17 protein-coding genes are annotated in these 17,046 nt (G+C 46.5%); 7 read left to right on the top strand and 10 right to left on the bottom strand.

What is annotated here, in order from left to right:
- The first annotated feature begins 119 nt into the window (after positions 1-119).
- Genes U5O15_10490 through U5O15_10480 form a run of 3 tightly spaced genes read left to right on the top strand, consistent with a single transcriptional unit; the run spans position 120 to position 3,345 of the window.
- The gene (locus tag U5O15_10490; GenBank protein MDZ7861071.1) at positions 120-1,280 is read left to right on the top strand and encodes a DUF1343 domain-containing protein; all 1,161 of its coding nucleotides are present in this window, start codon (positions 120-122) and stop codon (positions 1,278-1,280) included.
- Entirely contained in the window at positions 1,234-2,307 is a 1,074-nt protein-coding gene (locus tag U5O15_10485) for an NDP-sugar synthase (protein ID MDZ7861070.1), read from the top strand. The genes U5O15_10490 and U5O15_10485 overlap by 47 nt, the downstream gene beginning before the upstream one ends.
- Positions 2,308-3,345: a phosphotransferase gene (locus tag U5O15_10480; protein MDZ7861069.1), complete on the top strand. Its 1,038-nt coding sequence runs from the start codon at positions 2,308-2,310 to the stop codon at positions 3,343-3,345.
- A gap of 37 nt (positions 3,346-3,382) precedes the next feature.
- Here the strand turns inward: U5O15_10480 and U5O15_10475 are convergent, their stop codons facing one another.
- Both U5O15_10475 and U5O15_10470 read right to left on the bottom strand, forming a co-directional pair.
- Positions 3,383-3,643: a translation elongation factor-like protein gene (locus U5O15_10475; protein MDZ7861068.1), complete on the bottom strand. Its 261-nt coding sequence runs from the start codon at positions 3,641-3,643 to the stop codon at positions 3,383-3,385.
- Positions 3,644-3,780: 137 nt separating this feature from the next.
- Complete coding sequence (locus U5O15_10470; GenBank protein MDZ7861067.1) at positions 3,781-4,575, bottom strand: sugar phosphate isomerase/epimerase family protein; 795 nt, start codon at positions 4,573-4,575, stop codon at positions 3,781-3,783.
- Between the two features lie 94 nt (positions 4,576-4,669).
- On the opposite strand from U5O15_10470, the gene ftcD reads away from it, so the two are divergent.
- Genes ftcD through U5O15_10455 form a run of 3 tightly spaced genes read left to right on the top strand, consistent with a single transcriptional unit; the run spans position 4,670 to position 8,734 of the window.
- On the top strand, positions 4,670-6,346 hold the full coding sequence (gene ftcD / locus U5O15_10465; GenBank protein MDZ7861066.1) for a glutamate formimidoyltransferase: 1,677 nt from the start codon (positions 4,670-4,672) through the stop codon (positions 6,344-6,346).
- A 25-nt stretch (positions 6,347-6,371) separates the two neighbouring features.
- Entirely contained in the window at positions 6,372-7,637 is a 1,266-nt protein-coding gene (locus U5O15_10460; protein MDZ7861065.1) for a glucose-6-phosphate isomerase, read from the top strand.
- Positions 7,637-8,734, top strand: a complete 1,098-nt coding sequence (locus tag U5O15_10455; GenBank protein MDZ7861064.1) for an FAD:protein FMN transferase — start codon at positions 7,637-7,639, stop codon at positions 8,732-8,734. The genes U5O15_10460 and U5O15_10455 overlap by 1 nt, the downstream gene beginning before the upstream one ends.
- Before the next feature lie 31 nt (positions 8,735-8,765).
- Here U5O15_10455 and U5O15_10450 read toward each other — a convergent pair whose 3' ends face one another.
- The 8 genes from U5O15_10450 to U5O15_10415 form a co-directional block, all read right to left on the bottom strand.
- Positions 8,766-9,461, bottom strand: coding sequence for an electron transport complex subunit E (locus tag U5O15_10450; protein MDZ7861063.1), 696 nt, complete (start codon positions 9,459-9,461; stop codon positions 8,766-8,768).
- Positions 9,461-10,084 carry an RnfABCDGE type electron transport complex subunit G gene (locus U5O15_10445; GenBank protein MDZ7861062.1) on the bottom strand — a complete coding sequence of 208 codons (624 nt, stop codon included), beginning with the start codon at positions 10,082-10,084 and terminating at the stop codon, positions 9,461-9,463. Before U5O15_10445 ends, U5O15_10450 begins: the two co-directional genes overlap by 1 nt.
- 25 nt (positions 10,085-10,109) lie before the next feature.
- Positions 10,110-11,231 (bottom strand): RnfABCDGE type electron transport complex subunit D, encoded by a 1,122-nt coding sequence (locus U5O15_10440; protein ID MDZ7861061.1) that lies wholly within the window; start codon positions 11,229-11,231, stop codon positions 10,110-10,112.
- A gap of 76 nt (positions 11,232-11,307) precedes the next feature.
- Positions 11,308-12,630 carry an electron transport complex subunit RsxC gene (rsxC, locus tag U5O15_10435; protein ID MDZ7861060.1) on the bottom strand — a complete coding sequence of 441 codons (1,323 nt, stop codon included), beginning with the start codon at positions 12,628-12,630 and terminating at the stop codon, positions 11,308-11,310.
- Entirely contained in the window at positions 12,630-13,457 is an 828-nt protein-coding gene (locus tag U5O15_10430; GenBank protein ID MDZ7861059.1) for an RnfABCDGE type electron transport complex subunit B, read from the bottom strand. The genes rsxC and U5O15_10430 overlap by 1 nt, the downstream gene beginning before the upstream one ends.
- A 60-nt stretch (positions 13,458-13,517) precedes the next feature.
- A complete protein-coding gene (rsxA, locus tag U5O15_10425; protein MDZ7861058.1) occupies positions 13,518-14,099 on the bottom strand; it encodes an electron transport complex subunit RsxA in 582 nt (193 codons plus the stop codon).
- 212 nt (positions 14,100-14,311) lie between these two features.
- Positions 14,312-14,851, bottom strand: a complete 540-nt coding sequence (locus U5O15_10420; protein ID MDZ7861057.1) for an HDIG domain-containing protein — start codon at positions 14,849-14,851, stop codon at positions 14,312-14,314.
- A 20-nt stretch (positions 14,852-14,871) separates the two neighbouring features.
- Positions 14,872-16,047 carry an isocitrate/isopropylmalate family dehydrogenase gene (locus U5O15_10415; GenBank protein ID MDZ7861056.1) on the bottom strand — a complete coding sequence of 392 codons (1,176 nt, stop codon included), beginning with the start codon at positions 16,045-16,047 and terminating at the stop codon, positions 14,872-14,874.
- Positions 16,048-16,486: 439 nt separating this feature from the next.
- On the opposite strand from U5O15_10415, the gene U5O15_10410 reads away from it, so the two are divergent.
- Positions 16,487-16,909: a YbaN family protein gene (locus U5O15_10410; GenBank protein ID MDZ7861055.1), complete on the top strand. Its 423-nt coding sequence runs from the start codon at positions 16,487-16,489 to the stop codon at positions 16,907-16,909.
- Positions 16,910-17,046: the final 137 nt, after the last annotated feature.

The following is a 17,046-nucleotide window of genomic DNA, read 5'->3' as shown; positions in this document are numbered from 1 at the left end:
GCCGTTAACTCGACCGGCCCGATTTTTAATATAGTGACATTGTTGCCGATAGACCCTTGGAGAAATTTACTGAAATTGTTACTTCTGTTACATCTTTTCTCTGAAAGGATATAATTGAATTGGTAAAAACAGGTTGCGATATACTGGCCGGGGGAAAGTGCGCCCGGCTCAGGGGTAAAAGGACCGGCGTTCTGGCCAATCCAGCCTCTGTGACGTCAGACCTGCGGCATATTACCGAAATTCTCCAATCAAACAAGATAGAGTTAAAAGCGATATTCGGCCCTCAGCACGGCTTCGCGGGAGAAACGCAGGCTAATATGATTGAGTGGGAGAGCTATGAGCAGCCCGGCTCTGGGATTCCCGTCTATTCTCTATACGGAAAGACACGCGAACCGACTGACGAAATGCTGAGCGGTCTCGAACAAATTCTAATAGACCTTCCAGATATTGGAACAAGATGCTATACTTACCTCTGGACCGCCGCGTTGATGCTCAAAGCCTGCGCTGAAAAGGGCATCAAAGTGATTATAGCGGACAGGCCGAACCCCATAGGAGGAGAATCTGTTGAAGGCACTGTTATCGACAGGGGCTTTGAATCATTTGTCGGACTCTTCCCGCTTACGATAAGGCACGGGCTGACGATCGGCGAAGCCCTTACAATGATAAATGAAAATGAAGATAAAAAATGCGAGCTGGATATAATAAGGATTTCCGGATGGAAAAGATCAATGCACTTTCGGGATACATCCCTGAGATGGATCATGCCTTCACCTAATATACCACGTGCCGGGACAGCTCTCCTCTATCCCGGAATGGTTCTTCTGGAAGGCACTAACATCTCTGAAGGTAGAGGTACCGCACGCCCGTTTGAAATTATAGGCGCCCCATGGATCGATCCCCGCGCCCTGGCGGACGAACTCACGAAACGGGCCCCCGGAGCCATCTTCCGCCCATTGCGTTTTAACCCAACCTGGGATAAATACCGCGGTGAGATCTGCGGCGGTGTGCAGATTCATATCACAGACAGAGAAAGATTCAAGCCGGTAAGGACAGGAGCCCTTGCGATTCGAACCGCGGCGAGTTTATACCCCGGAGAGTTTGAATGGACGAGGCCACCTTACGAATATGAACGAGAGAAAATGCCAATTGATATTATCACAGGAAGCGATAGTTTTAGAAATACAATCAACAGAGGAGCTGGCCTGAAAGAGCTATTTGAATCCTGGCTCGAGGATGAACGCGAATTTAAAGAAGAAAGTAATAATTTTTTCCTGTATTGATATGAAAAGTAATAACGTTATCAAAGATAAGCTTTGCGGAGTGATTCTCGCGGCGGGATACGGAAGAAGGATGACCCCCCTTTCATCATTCATACCGAAACCCCTTCTTCCCGTTCTGGGAAAACCGCTGATAAATATAATAGCAAAAAAACTGATAAGAACCGGAGCTTCTTCCGTGCACGTTAATACTCACCATCTATCTGAATCTTTCGATAAGGGTCTAATCAGCCCCGATCTTCCCGTCACCTTTCATACTGAAGATAGAATTCTCGATACCGGAGGCGGCATAGGGAATATGGCCGGCTCGCTTGACAACTGCGAACTTATTCTAATACATAACGGCGATATAATATCCAATATTGATTACGCTCCCGCTATCGATTTCCACCAAAAACAAAATGCCCTGATAACGCTGATTCTTACAGAAAGCGGGGGAAATAACGGGAAAGAAGTTTCCGTAAAATCAACCCTTTCCACACCTCCTCCCCGGATTGAAATATCTGATAAAATGCGAGTAGTTGGAATAAGAACTAAGAGCCCCGATAACTCAGCTTCGGCCAAACTTGCCGGTTATACCGGTATGGCAATACTCTCCAGAGAAGCCCTCAGATTCTTTCCATCCGGCAAAAATATAGGGCTTATAGAAATTCTTCTTGAGATCATAAAGAAGAACGCGGGAAGAATTTCGGGATATATAGCCGGCAGCTTAACTGAGGGGATTTTATGGAGCGATATAGGATCGCCTGAAAGCTACCTCGAGCTTCACAGAAGAATATTGACAGGACAGGTCACATTCGACCCGGAAGTTGTTCCGCCCGCTATACCTCTTCATACGGGGCCGAACGCCGTAATCGCCCGGGATACTTCATGGAGGGGATTTCTTGAAATCGGCTCCGGAGCTGTAATTGAGCAAAACTGCGAACTGGAAAATTGCGTAATTCTACCCGAGACAATTGTAAAGAGGGGAACAAAGATAAAAAACTGCATACTGTTTCCTGAAGGACAACTTGAGGCGAAAGGATTGTAAATGGACACCATCACTGAACTTGCCGCGTACTCTTTGAAAATGGCAGCCCGATTGCCCGGCGGACCGCTTAATGCTTCAGCCCGCGTAATCCCATTCTCTAAAAGCGGTTCCAACCGCTATTTCTTTCGTCTCAGCGACGGAAACCGTTCCGCTGTCGCACTTATCGATCCTCGCCCAGACGGAGAATTCGAAGATTACATATCGATCGGGAAATTCCTCTGGCGCAACGGAATCGGCGTCCCCGAATTCTATTCTGTCGATCGAGAACGAGGCATTGTCGTAATGGAAGATCTTGGCGATCTAAGTCTTGAGATTACAGTAAAAAAGGACAACACAGATAAAATAATGCCGCTCTACAAAAGATGTCTCGATCTTTTATGCGAATTGCAGACCGATATTACCTCCGCAATTAAAGAGGAGAATATGCTGAGCGGAAAACTCTTTGACAAAAACAGACTCCTAAGTGAAACAAGTTATTTCGAGGACGAGTTTCTAACCAGATTTCAATCTTACAGAATTCCGAAAGGATGGAAGAATGAAAAAGAAAAACTCGCGGAAATAATCTCATCCCAACCCCTCGTTTTTATGCACAGGGATTTTCAAAGCAGAAACATTATTATAGAAAAGAACAAACCCAGAATAATTGATTTTCAGACAGCCCATCTCGGCCCCGGAATGTACGATACTGTCTCCCTTCTAAAAGATCCTTACGTATCTCTGTCCGAGCACGACAGAAGGAGTCTGCTCGCGTATCTATATAATATACTGGAAGAAAGAGGCGCGCATAACCGCATGAGTTATGAGGAATTCATCAGCCTGTTTGTAACAACCGGAATTCAGCGAAACCTGCAGACTCTAGCCGCGTTTGCCAAACTGGGCTACAGTGACGGCAAAAAGCTCTTTCTTGAATCAATTCCTGCCGGCTTGCGGCTTCTAGAAGAAGGAGCCGGAGTTAACAACTCCTATCCGGCAATAGAAGAGATGGCAAAAGATCTTTTGACTATAGTAGAAAGCGAAAATACTCCGCCATCCGGATAAGCTGTTAAATCATATCCGCGGAAAAAAATTCAGTAGCCTAATCGTCTATTACCTTAAAAACGGTATCGCCGGACCTCGCCTTATCTTTAACTTTGATTCCAACACTTGAACCAGCGCCCGCCTCCTCAACCTGATCATGTTCAATCTGCAGGGATTTAACCTCTTGTGTGAAATCTGTAGTATGTCCCTTGAAATGAAGAGTGTCGCCGATTTTGATACCTTCCGCCGTAACTTCAACAGCCGCAACGTCGATATGGCCAAAAAAATCAGTGACGTGGCCAATCTCTACTTCCTTCATAATTCACCCCCTTATTGCTGTGTGTTGAAAAAGATAAACCTTCAGCATATCAATAACTCTAAAATCGGAATTTTTAAATTTCAAGAGAAAATTATCAAATTTCAGATGATTTTTTACAACAAAACCCAAAGCCGGCCCTACTTGATTCCCTTTTCCTTGAAAAGCCCTTCAAGATAACTTCTGCTCTCTTCAGCGCCTATGAAATCAACTTCAAGATCCAACAGAGGCAGTTTATCAATCTCACTCAGTTTCCCGGCGAGGTTACGAAAATCAAAAATACCCCGTCCCGCGGGAAGATGATCATCGGAGAGCCCGTCATTATCGTGTAAGTGCAGCACCTCGACTCTGCCTCCGACTTTATCCCACCACCCTTGAAGGGAAACCCGGGAAAAACAGTTTATATGTCCGGTATCCAGACAAATACTGAAACGATAATCAGGAATAATATCAGCCAGACGCAGGAGAATCTCCGGTTTATCGTCCCATGTATTCTCAAGAGCAATCGTAACATCTCTCTTCTCCGCTTCTTCCACAACAGGCCTTATCCTTTCGCCCCAGTTTCTAAACCAGTGCTTTCTTCCCCCTCTTGAAAAATAAGGCAGATACCCGGTGTGCATTACCATTATTTTTCCTCCGAGAGAAGCAGTAACTTCAATCCCTCTCATCAGACAATCACGGGTGTATTCAGAAATCCCGCGATCCATACTGGCTATATCGAGACCGAAGAACGGACCATGGGAAAACACGCTCATCCCCCGCCTCTCAACCTCGTCCCTCATCCTGCCGAGGTCGGAATCAGAGAATTTGAAAAGAGCGTCCGTGTTCGCCATCCTTACCTCGGGATAAAATCCTTCCCTGGTAATTAAATCCAGCTCGTGTTCAAGTCTTTCCAAGTGTGTGCTGAGATAAAAAACCATCGACTTTCCAATCAAAATTCAAACCCGCACTTGACCTTAACCCTTTACAATTATATTCTATCCACATATTGGCATATCTTCGAAGATAAAACAAGAGGAGTCATAGATCATGAAAATTGTAGAATGTGTCCCCAATTTCAGCGAAGGTCGCGACCTTGAGAAAATCAAAAAGATCACCGGCGAGATTGAATCGGTAAAGGATATAACTCTTCTCGATGTAGATCCCGGCAAGGATACCAACCGGACTGTGGTCACCTTTATAGGGCCGCCCGACGCAATAGTGGAAGCGGCTTTCAGGGCAATATCGAAGGCTTCAGAACTGATAGATATGTCAACCCACAGCGGGACTCATATGAGAATGGGAGCGACAGATGTAGTGCCTTTCGTTCCCGTGTCTGATATCACGATGGAAGATTGCGTTGAACTGGCAAAGGCGCTCGGCAGGCGCGTGGGGGAAGAACTTGATATACCGGTATATCTATACGAAAACGCTGCTTCCCGTCCCGAAAGGAAAAATCTCGCCACTGTGAGAAAAGGGGAATATGAAGGACTCGGGGAAAAATTGAAGGACCCCGAATGGAAACCGGATTTCGGAAAGGCGCGTTTCAACAAGAAATCAGGCGCTACTATTATAGGGGCGAGAGAATTCCTGATAGCCTATAACGTTAATCTCAACACGAGAGACAGGAAAGTTGCCAGAGAAATTGCCTTTACAATTCGCGAAAAGGGACGTCTCAAGAGAGACGCCAACAGGAAGGTAGTACGTGATGAAAACGGGAAGGCACTCAGAGATCCGGGCATATTTAAAGATGTAAAGGCAGTAGGGTGGTATATGGATGATTTCGGGCGGGCTCAGGTCTCGATAAATCTGATAAATTATAAAGTATCACCGCCTCATCTCGTATTTGATCAATGCCGCAGAATCGCCGGAGAGCTCGGCGTAAGGGTAACAGGGAGCGAGCTTGTGGGGCTCCTGCCGATCGAGGCAATACTGGAAGCGGGAAGACATTATCTTAGAAAAGCCGGTAAAAGCACCGGAGTAACTCAATCGGAACTTATTCATATAGCAGATCTCTCTCTTGGGTTAAGCGACCTTTACCCCTTCGAACCGGAGAAGAAGATAATCGAATACCAGATAAAGCGTGAGGACAGTCTCAACAATATGACTGTTACAGATTTCGTTGATGAGCTGTCGGCGGATTCTCCCGCGCCGGGCGGAGGAAGCGTGGCGGCCCTTTGCGGATCTATCAGCGGAGCTTTATCTTCCATGGTTGCGGCTCTCACTCACGGGAAGAAAAAATACAAGGACGTTTTCGATGAGATGGAAGAATTGGGTGTTAGAGCGCAGAATCTCAAAGATGAGTTTCTAGCCGATGTGGACAGGGATACAGACGCTTTTAACGAAGTTATGAGCGCGATGCGTCTTCCGGGGAAAAAGAAAGAGGACAAGGAGATTCGCGACGAAGCTATTGAGGAAGCAACCAAGAACGCCACTCTCGTGCCCCTGAATGTTTTAAAGAGAACTCAGGAAGCGTCCAGATTGGCGCGTATCGCCTTTGAAAAAGGCAATAGAAACAGTCTCAGCGACGCAGCTGTCGCCGCCCTGACTGCCGCGAGCGCCGCTGAGGGGGCTTTCCTCAATATAATTATCAATCTGGGCGGGATAAATGACGAGAAATTCAAAGCGGATATACTTAAAGAAGCTGAAAAAATAAGAAGGAATGTAACCAAAGAGACAGAAAAGACGGTTCTGAAAACGAAAAAGGCTCTTTCTGAACAGGATTAACTGGTTCGGCTCCGGGCAGGTTGCGGTGATTTCTTTAGAAGCGTATAACTTAAAGGTTGTTTCTGATAAAGACAAAGAAAATTCTAAAGCTTTGGAAGCCCTCCTTTCTATTCTAGACAGAGAAGGGGCCGGTTCAAATATGCTCGGATGGCTTGACCTTCCGAATACCCCCGAATTCGAACTGGATGCCGTAACAAAAGCATCAATAAGAATTCAGGATGAAAACGACTGCCTCGTCGTCGTAGGAATAGGGGGATCGTACTTAGGCGCGAAAGCCGCTATTGAGGCCCTTCCGGAAGAAGCGTCATTCCCCGTTATTTTCGCGGGCAACAGCCTTTCCCCCGGATATCACGACAGACTCATGTCCAGTCTTGAAGGAAAGAGGTTCGCCCTATGTGTTATATCCAAATCGGGAACTACCACCGAACCCGCTATAGCCTTCAGGCTGCTAAGAGATAAACTCATCGAGCGGCACGGAAAGAAGGAAGCGTTAAAGAGGATTATAGCAATTACGGACGCCGAAAAGGGAGCCCTGCGGCAGACGGCGCGCCTTGAAAAAATATTGACTTTTACTATTCCGGAAAATGTGGGAGGACGATTCAGCGTTCTCTCCCCGGTTGGACTTTTTCCCTGCGCGGCCGCCGGGATTCCAATAAAAGAAATGATAGATGGTTCATCCGCTGCGCTCAAAAAATACACCGCCGCGGAAAAAGACAATATCATGATCCGCTATGCGCTTATCCGATACTTGCTTCACAAATGCGGAACCGCGGTCGAAGTTCTTTCAACCTTTCACACAGAGCTTCATTATTTCTGTGAATGGTGGAAACAACTTGCCGGTGAATCAGAGGGGAAGGACGGTAAAGGACTTTTTCCCGCTTCAGCCGTTATGACGACCGATCTGCATTCCCTGGGACAGCTTCTCCAGGAGGGCAGGAGAAATCTTCTTGAAACATTTCTCGTGGCAAAGCGGCCGAGACGCGATGTAGTAATTCCTGAAGATCCGGAAAATCTTGACAACCTTAATTACATAGCGGGAAGATCCTTAGGCCAGATCAACTACACGGCGTACGAAGGAACGAGGGGTGCTCATATCCATGGAGGAATTCCGGTTATTTCACTTCAGATCCCCTCTATCACTCCCGCTTCTTTAGGAGAACTTTTTATCTTCTTTGAGCTGTCAGTCGCCGTAACCGGACGGCTGCTTGATGTAAACCCCTTTAATCAACCGGGAGTGGAGGAATACAAAAACAGAATGTTTAAGCTTCTCGGAAAACCCGGAGTTTCTTGATGCCGCTTATTGATAGAAAAAAAGTCAGGCTCTCAGTCCTTGTTTTTCTGCTTGTATTTTACCTTCAAGCCCTTATCTCCTGTTCAAAAGAAGACCCGGTGGTAAAAGAAACATATGTAATGGGAACAAAGGCGAGTATTACTATATACGGAATGAGCAGGAAAAAAGCTCTTGACGCCGCCGGCAAAGCCCTGCACGAACTTCACAGACTCGAAACCGTAATGAGCACCTGGAATCCCGAGAGTGAAATATCACAGCTTAACTTGAGCGCCGGCAAAGAACCTTTAGTCCTTTCGCCCGAACTTTCAGAGCTTATCAGGATATCTACCCTGTTCTCAGAAAAAACGGGAGGCGCCTTTGACATTACGGCAAGACCTCTCGTGCGTTTATGGGGATTTCAGGACGGAGCCAAACAGCTTCCTTCAGATAAAGAGATCAATAACGCTTTAGACAGGGTTGGATACGGGAAAATTAAGATCGGCGAGAACAGAAATTCCGTAGCACTGCCGGAGGGAACGCAAATTGATCTGGCGGGAGTCGCGAAGGGCTACGGTGTCGACCGATGCGCTGAAATACTTAGAAAAGAAGGGGTGGAATCGGCTCTAGTCAACCTTGGAGGAAACATCTACGCTTTCGGCTCGCCGCCCGGTAAAACGGGGTGGGTCGTTGGAATACGCAATCCAACGGGTGATTCTGAAATAACAGGATATATTATCCTGAAGAATGAAGCCGTGGCAACTTCCGGAAATTATGAAAACTTCATTAGAAGAGATGATAAGACAATCGGTCATATCATCAATCCCCTGACTGGAAGGCCGGTTTCGGGGAACACTCTCAGCGTAACTGTTATTTCCCCGACAGCCGCAGCTTCCGACGCTCTTTCCACCGCTCTCTTCGTTCTCGGGCCTGAAAGGGGCCTGGATACTCTCAGAAAAATAAAGGGAAACGGCTCAGCAGATTATATATCTGAAACTGCCCGGCGAGCGGGCAAACCCGCCGAAGCACAATACGCGAAGGCTGTCTTTATAGTTTCAGACGATGCAAGGATCAGATTTGTGAAAAGCTCAGATCTTGAGGGAAAAGTGATTCTTGAATAGAAGCCGGACGGAAAGAACTTCGGCCGCGGATTTATTGCCCTTTTTCTACGCTGCCTAAGTCAAACCAGCTGCGGTTGACAACACACCCCGCGCAATCGTGTTTTTTGCTTATGATAGGTTCTCTTCCGGATCTTTCCGCTATCTTTATTTCGATCTTGTTCATCAGGCCCAGAAGAATTCCAAGCACAATAAAAGCTCCGGGCGGCATAATTACAAGGAGAAGCGGGTTAAAGGAATCTCCAAATATCGAAATATTAAATACGGTTCCGTTGCCGAACAGTTCCCTTACTACACCAATAATCGTAAGGGAAACCGCGAACCCCAACCCCACTCCAAAGCCATCCACAATAGAAATCCACACGGGGTTCTTGGAAGCAAAGGCCTCCGCGCGTCCCAGAATAATGCAGTTGACAACTATAAGCGGAATAAAAAGCCCGAGACTTTTATGCAGAGCGTGAAAATAGCCGTTCATAACGAGGTCAACTATAGTAACAAAGGTGGCTATCGTTACGATAAAGGCGGGTATACGGATCTTCTTGGGGATAAAAGACCTTATCAGGGAAATAACCGTGTTGGAAGAGACAAGAACGAATGTAGTCGCCAGTCCCATACCCATACCATTTACAGCTGTAGTGGTAACAGCCAGAGTAGGACAAAGCCCGAGAACCAGTCTGAAAACCGGATTTTCTCTCCAGAATCCCTTAATAAACTCTTTACCTGCGTTCATTACTCTTTCTCCTCACTTCCCTGTTTAACGCTTTCTTTTAATCTATCTGTTCCACCTGTAATTTCATTGATATTGGTTTCATAGAAGTTAAGTCCTTTGCGAATCGCCCTCGTTACGGCCCTGGATGAAATCGTAGCTCCCGTAATCTGCGTGAACTCTCCGCCGTCCTTCTCTACCTCCCATACTTTGGTATTATCAATGCTGTGATTCTTGAACTGTTCTCTAAACTCCCCGGAAATTTTAGCGCCGAGCCCAGGAGTTTCCGAATGTTTCAGTATCTCTATACCCTGGATAACCCCATCTCTGTTAACACCTACGAGAAATTCAATATCCCCTGAGTAACCGTCAGCCGATATAACCGGAAACGCGGCACCTGTGATTTTACCGTCTTTTCTGCCTCTGAATACCTCGAGGGTATCGCCGGCCGAATTAACTATAAATTTTCTGTCCTCAATAATTTTATTATCAAAAGGGGGCAAAACATTCCTTACGGCCTTCATTTTCTCTTCCTGCAGGGCTTTCATTATAGGCTCTTCCGTCTTATAACTCACAAAAGCAAGCACACTTGCCGACACGGCCGTAATAACCGTAAGTACGAGAGTTAACCGGAATATCTCTTTCATTACTCTTAAACCTCCATCTTTTCGATCATGCCGCCTTGCGGGCTCCGAATACCTTTGGTTTAGTATAACGGTCTATAAGAGGAGTCGCGGCGTTCATAAGCAGAATGGCGAAGCTTACTCCTTCCGGATATACTCCAAACAACCTGATAAGAACGGTTATCAACCCGCATCCTATTCCGAAAATAATCTTACCTGAGGATGTCATAGGTGAAGTAACGTAATCAGTCGCCATAAATATAGCGCCCAGGAAAAGACCTCCCGAAAGCACATGAAATGTCGGATTGATGTAGTGAGCGGGGTCAATCTTGTAAAATATCCCAGTCAGAAGCCAGACGGAACCGATAAAAGAAACCGGTATATGCCAGGAAATTACTTTCTTAGCTATAAGGAAAATGCCTCCCGCGGCCAGAAGAATGATCGAAACCTCGCCGATACATCCCGCTGTGTTTCCTATAAGGAGATTTATTATCTCTTCTCTGCTGAATAATTCCCTGATTAAATCCATATCAATATGCCCGAGTGTATCTAAGCTTTCCGCCATACGTCCAAGAGGAGTCGCGGTTGTAACGGCGTCGGCGCCCCACGCTGAAGGGGCAATCCACCTCGTCATATGCACGGGAAAGGAAACAAGCAGAACTACGCGGCCTATAAGAGCCGGATTAAAGGGATTATAACCAAGCCCCCCGAATATCTGCTTGGCGACTACTATAGCGAAAAACGTCCCCGTTACAACAAGCCACCAGGGACTTCCCGGCGGCAGGTTGAGAGCAAGCAGAAGTCCGGTAAGAAAAGCGCTGTCGTCACTGATATTAACAGGACGCTTCATGATTCTCAGCGCTAAAAGCTCAAATACGAGAGCGGAACAAATTGAAATGACAATTACCCTGAGAGATGTAACACCGAATATGTAAATGGAAAAGAGTGCGGCGGGCAGAAGAGCAAAAATAACCAGACGCATGATACTGGAGGTTGTCCGTCCATCGTGAATATGGGGAGATGAACTTACAATGAATCTTTCCCTAAAGGGCTCTTCCTTCTTTTTCTCAGGCGGTTTCCGGGAAGTTTTATTTTTTCCCGCTTCTTCCCTCTTCATTTCATTCTTTCCGGATCCGGATTTCCGATCTTTATCTTTCATTTCGTCTTCCAAAAGAACCTCCAGATATTTTTATCTTGCGGGCTCTATTCTTTACACAAGCAGAGTTCATCTGCCGGCCTCTATGTTATCAGCCCGCCTTTTTAGATCTATTTCGAATTTCGGCCTTGGCTCTCTTGAAATGTTGAACCAAAGGCCTCTTTGAAGGACAAACATAGGCGCATGAACCGCATTCAATACAGTCTGCGACTCCATGCTCCCCGGTTTCTTCATAACGCATTCTCTCGGCGAATATACTCAGAGCGGAAGGGTTCAGCTTCATCGGACAGACGACCAGGCATCTTCCGCACCTTATACAAGGTTCATTCTCAAACTGGGCGACTTCGTCGGCCTTAAGAAGAACGATCCCGCTTGTACCTTTATTCACGGCTGAATCAAGTGAATATTGCGATACACCCATCATCGGACCGCCGCTTATCACCTTTGCCGTATCATCCGTCATGCCGCCGCAAAAATCTATTATATCCCTGAAAGATGTTCCCACACGGGCGAGTACGTTGCCCGGATTTTTAATACCGCTGCCGGTAACCGCTACAACACGCTGTATGAGGGGCCTCGACAACCTTGCCGCTTCAAAAGCGGCCAGGCAGGTCCCGACGTTCTGTACGAGCGCGCCGGCTTCCATAGGAAGTCCGCCGGCCGGGACCTTTCTGCCAGTTATACTGTAGATAAGCTGTTTCTCCGCCCCCTGAGGATAAATAACTTCCATCGGTTCAACGCTGAAACCATCCCTGCCTTCAACAGCTTCGCGCATCTTTTCTATAGCGCCGGGCTTATTCTTTTCAATAGCGACAACTATATTTTTGACGTTAATCGCACGGGCGAAAAGAGATGCTCCTTCCAGAATCTCTTCTGTTTTCTCCAGCATCAGCCTGTGGTCGGACGTGAGATAAGGCTCACATTCGGCGCCGTTGAGTATCAGAATGTCAATTGGTTTGTCTTCGGGAGGAGAGAGTTTAACGTGTGTGGGGAAAGTCGCGCCCCCCATTCCAACAATCCCCGCCTCTTTAACAATATCCTTTATTTCATCAGATGTTAACCCGGCAGTATCCCTTTCCCTGTCACAGCCTTCCTCCCATTCGTCCCTGCCGTCCGGAATAATAACAGCCGCCTCCATGAGAGTTCCCACCGGAGAAGGATAAAATCCGGTGGATTTTATCTTTCCGGATGTCGGCGAATGAACGGGAGTTGAAACAAATCCTCCCGGCTGTGCTATAACCTGTCCCTTCTTTACTTCTTCACCCTTCTTTACAACGGCGTTTGAAGGAGCTCCGAGATTCTGGGAAAAATATACGGTTAACTGTTCGGGAAGGGGCATTACCCTAATAGATTTACCGCGCGATAATTCTTTGTTATACTCGGGATGTACGCCGCCAAAAAAGCCTCCGGCCATCACGAACCACCTCCAGCAGTCTCTTGCCCGGCAGAGTCTTCAGTTTTAAATACCTTTATAGTCCCCATCGGACACTCGCCGGCTACACTTTCAGGTATCTCGGCATCATAATTTATTACAGCAAGAAAATCATCCATGTGTATGGCTCCTTCCGGAGCCGCCTTTACACATTTCTGACAGCCTATGCACGCCACCCTGCATTTCTTCTTCGCCGCCGCTCCTTTATCATGGGATGAACAGAGAATGTGAACATTACGCCCCGCCGGCACCAGCTTGATTATACCCTTTGGGCAGGCTTCAATACATTTGCCGCAGCCGGTACACTTATCACTGTCAACCTTAGCTATCCCCTCGGGCAGAATATCTATCGCTCCGAACGGACACGCGCCCGCGCATGTTCCCAGTCCCAGGCATCCGTAGGAACAGGCCTTATCCCCGCCGAAAAACATATCAACCGAAACACAATCATAAATCCCATTGTATTGATATTTCTTAAGCGCCTCCTTATTATCCCCGGCGCAAAGAACAAGAGCTACATACCTCTCGCCGCCCCCGGAGAAATCAATCCCCATAATCTTGCCGATGGCTTTTGCCGCTTTCTCACCGCCGACAGGGCAGGCATCTATATCGGCGTTCCCTCGGGCTATTTCCCTGGCCAGATCGAAACACCCCGGTTTTCCGCACGCTCCGCAATTGGCTCCCGGAAGCACTTCCTCGATCTCCTCAGCCCTGGGATCTGTCTCAACGGCAAACACCCTTGCCGCGATTGCCAAACCGAGACTTCCCAAAAGGCCAAGCCCCGCGAGCGCAATAACAGCAGTCAGCATAATATCCAATTCCTCCGTTAAAAAAATTCTACTATGTAAAAATCTGTCATGTCCTATTAACTACATCTTTACAAATCCGGCAAACCCCATAAACGCGAGAGAGAGAAGCCCGGCGGTAATAAGTCCTATAGCAGTGCCTCGGAAACATACCGGAGGGTCGCACAACTCTATCCTCTCTCTCAGTCCCGCGAAGAGAACCATCGCAAGCCCAAAACCGAGACCCGCCCCGATACCAAAAACGGCGCTTTCGATCAGTGTGTATTCCTTCTGAATATTCAGAACTGAAAGCCCCATAACAGCACAATTCGTTGTAATAAGAGGCAAATAGATTCCGAGAGCTTTATATAGCGCGGGGGATAACTTCTGAAGAGCAAGTTCAACAAACTGCACAAGAACCGCGATTACAAGAATAAACGAAACTGTCCTCAGAAAGGAAAGATTAAAAGGAACAAGTATGTAGTGGTATATAATCCACGTGGCAATAGAGGCTATAGTCATAACAAATACAACCGCGCCGCTCATTCCCGCGGCTGTTTCCAGCTTCTTCGAGACACCCAGAAAAGGACATATACCAAGGAACCTGGCCAAAACAAAGTTATTGACCAGTACAGCACCGATAATAATAAGTATTAATTTTTCCATAAATCATCCGCCCCCGTTAAAATCTTATCTCCTGTCATAATTCCGAACCGGGTCGCAGTTTCGAAGCTGATACTTTATTTTCCTCTAAACTTTAATACTCAGTTGAATAAACGGCATTAACTTAATACAGTTCTATAAAAAAATCAACCACTATTCAAACCGGTACTTATAAGAGCCCCCGCCGCCTGCATCTTCGCCTTACCGGCCTGATTCTACTTCAGCCTTTCCTTAAACGGAAGATATGTCATAAAATCAGCGTGATGAACGATATAGGCTTCAGTCGACCTTTTGACCTTATCGCCCTCTCCCGCGTGAGCCGCGATAATGTGCAATACCTCTTTAGGGACTCCGCACTCCTCGGCAATAGACACACCGGAAAAAGGATGCCTCAAATATTTTCCGTACTCGCCCTTAGTTAGATTTCCGTCATCGTCGTAATCGTATTCGAGAAGTTTACCGACATCGCACAGTATGGCTCCCGAGATAAGAACATCCATGTCAACGGGGAGTTTATCTTCGAAAAATCTGTTCATCTCCTCTCCCGATTTTCTCGAAACATGTACAACACATCGTTTATGCTCCATAAATGTCGCCACCTCACCTTCACACAGAAGTGTAAAGGGTATTTCCAGGAGGTCTTCGGCCTTTAAGACACTCCTTGAGAATGCCGACTCCCAGGTCTTTTCAGTACTTTCCCTCAGCTTGTCATCTTTGATCCATTCAAGCTCGGGCCATAATTCTCTAACTTCCATATTAATCTCTCCCGTGTTTACTACAATTTTGCTATTATCGCGTCGGTCATTTCACTTGTTGAAACGGCGCCCTGATCAAGAACTTCCTCTGAGCCTTTCAGCTTCATCATATCATAAGTTCTTACCTTGCCTTCTCTTACGACCTTTAAAATTGCATCCCTGATCTTTTCCGCCTTTTCTGTCTCTCCGATATGGTCAAGCATCATACACGCGGAACGGATCATCGCGATCGGATTCACTATCGATTTTTCATAGGAAGCGTACTTTGGAGCGGATCCGTGAGTAGGCTCAAATATGGCTACATCTTCACCTATATTCGCTGAACAGGCAAAACCGAGGCCCCCTATAAGCCCCGCGAAACCGTCAGAAACTATATCGCCGAACATATTCCCGCTTACAAGCACACCGTAATTTTCAGGGTTCTTGGTAAGCCACATCATCTGAGCGTCTATATTAGTACTCCAGAGATCAATGCCGTCATACTCTTTGGCCATCTCTTTTGCCATCGCGAGCATCATTCCGGAGGTTTCTCTGATTACATTGGCTTTCTCGCAAACGGTCACAGACTTGTAGCCGAATTTCTTCGCGTGCTCAAAGGCGGCCCTCAGTATTCTTTCTGTTCCTCTTCTGGTGAAAATTCTAGTAGAGATTGCCAGCTCTTCCTTTGGAATGGAAGAGAATTTCTTCATCTTAGGATGAGTTTTAAACGCCTCGTATACGTCATCCGGCGGATCGGTCCATTCGACTCCGCAGTACAACCCCTCGGTATTCTGCCGGAAAATCACAACGTCAACCTCGGGCTCTTCGATATCATCCTTTCCGCGTCTGATAAAATTAAGTGGATTCCCCTTGAATGTCTTACAGGGTCTGATGCACAAATCAAGATCAAAATGCTGCCTTAAACCCACGATAGGACTGTAATATACATAACCTTTGTCCTGAAGTTCGGGGGCTAACTGCCGCGCCGCTTCCGCCTTAGGTTTTGATGTTATAGCCCCAAAAAGGGCTGTTTTATGCTCCTGGAGTATATCCAGTGTGCGCTCAGGAAGAGGATTTCCCTCTTTACACCAGAATTCCCAGCCGATATCGGCATGCACATATTCAGCTTCAAATCCTGCCGCCTCTAAAACCCTCTTCGCTTCTGTTAATACTACACTGCCTATACCGTCACCCGGCATCGATACTATCTTTCTCATTGGCCGACTCTCCTTGCTTTTAAAACCAAAGAAAAAAATTATTACTTTTACTAATCAGACAATAAGACATATGCGGATATTATTCAAGATTAAGTCTGAATCTCCCCGTTTAGAGGGAAAGAATGATGAACGTAAAAATCCTTCTCTTTCTTCACACGTGCCGCCTTACTTCATCTCCGTACGATCTCTTCATGCCTGAAATCAGGATAATGGCGGCGAAGCACAGCATAAATGGGGCTTAAAACCCTCTCGTGCGCACCTGCCCAGTTGACAGAAAAAATCAAATTTTTTATAATTCTCCATAAATGCTTTCAAATACAATCTGCCGGCGGACCGAAGGCAATCAAACCGTACGACACATTTGCCGGTATATTTTTTTTGTCCAGCGAACACAATAACTATTCGGGTTTAAAATAAAGTGAAAACGGCAGGAAGCATTATGAAGAAATATCTGCTTATTTTTACCGGCTATACATCTCTCGTGCTGGGTGCGGTCGGCATATTCCTGCCACTTCTTCCTACCACGCCTTTTTTGCTGCTGGCTTCCGCGTGTTTTTTCCGAAGTTCAGAAAAACTTCATGACTGGCTTATTAATCACAGGATATTCGGAAACTACATCCGGTGCTACCAGCAGTTCCGGGCGATCTCCTTCAGAATAAAGGCGCTGACGATTACAGCTCTCTGGCTATTCATCGGGTATTCAATCGTGTTCGTAGTCAGTGCTTTATGGATACGGATCTTACTCTTAATAATAGCAGTCGCGGTAACTGCTCATATAGCGCTTTTGAGGACGCTCACAAATGAAATGCTGGCTGATTTGAAGAAGAACAACGAATCTGCTCATACTCCACTTCGGCATTGAAAAATTAAGAAAGGCCGCGAAAAATAAAAGTATACAAGAGCCGGTGCTAAAAAAGGTTAACTGATACAAGTTGACAGGATTTACGCGGAAAACCTATACTCAACATGATCTGAGAGGAATAATAAAACTACATCGAG

The organism is Candidatus Krumholzibacteriota bacterium (assembly GCA_034520215.1).
Lineage (GTDB): Bacteria > Krumholzibacteriota > Krumholzibacteriia > Krumholzibacteriales > WJIX01 > JAGHBT01.
This window is presented reverse-complemented; position numbering and strand designations above follow the sequence as displayed.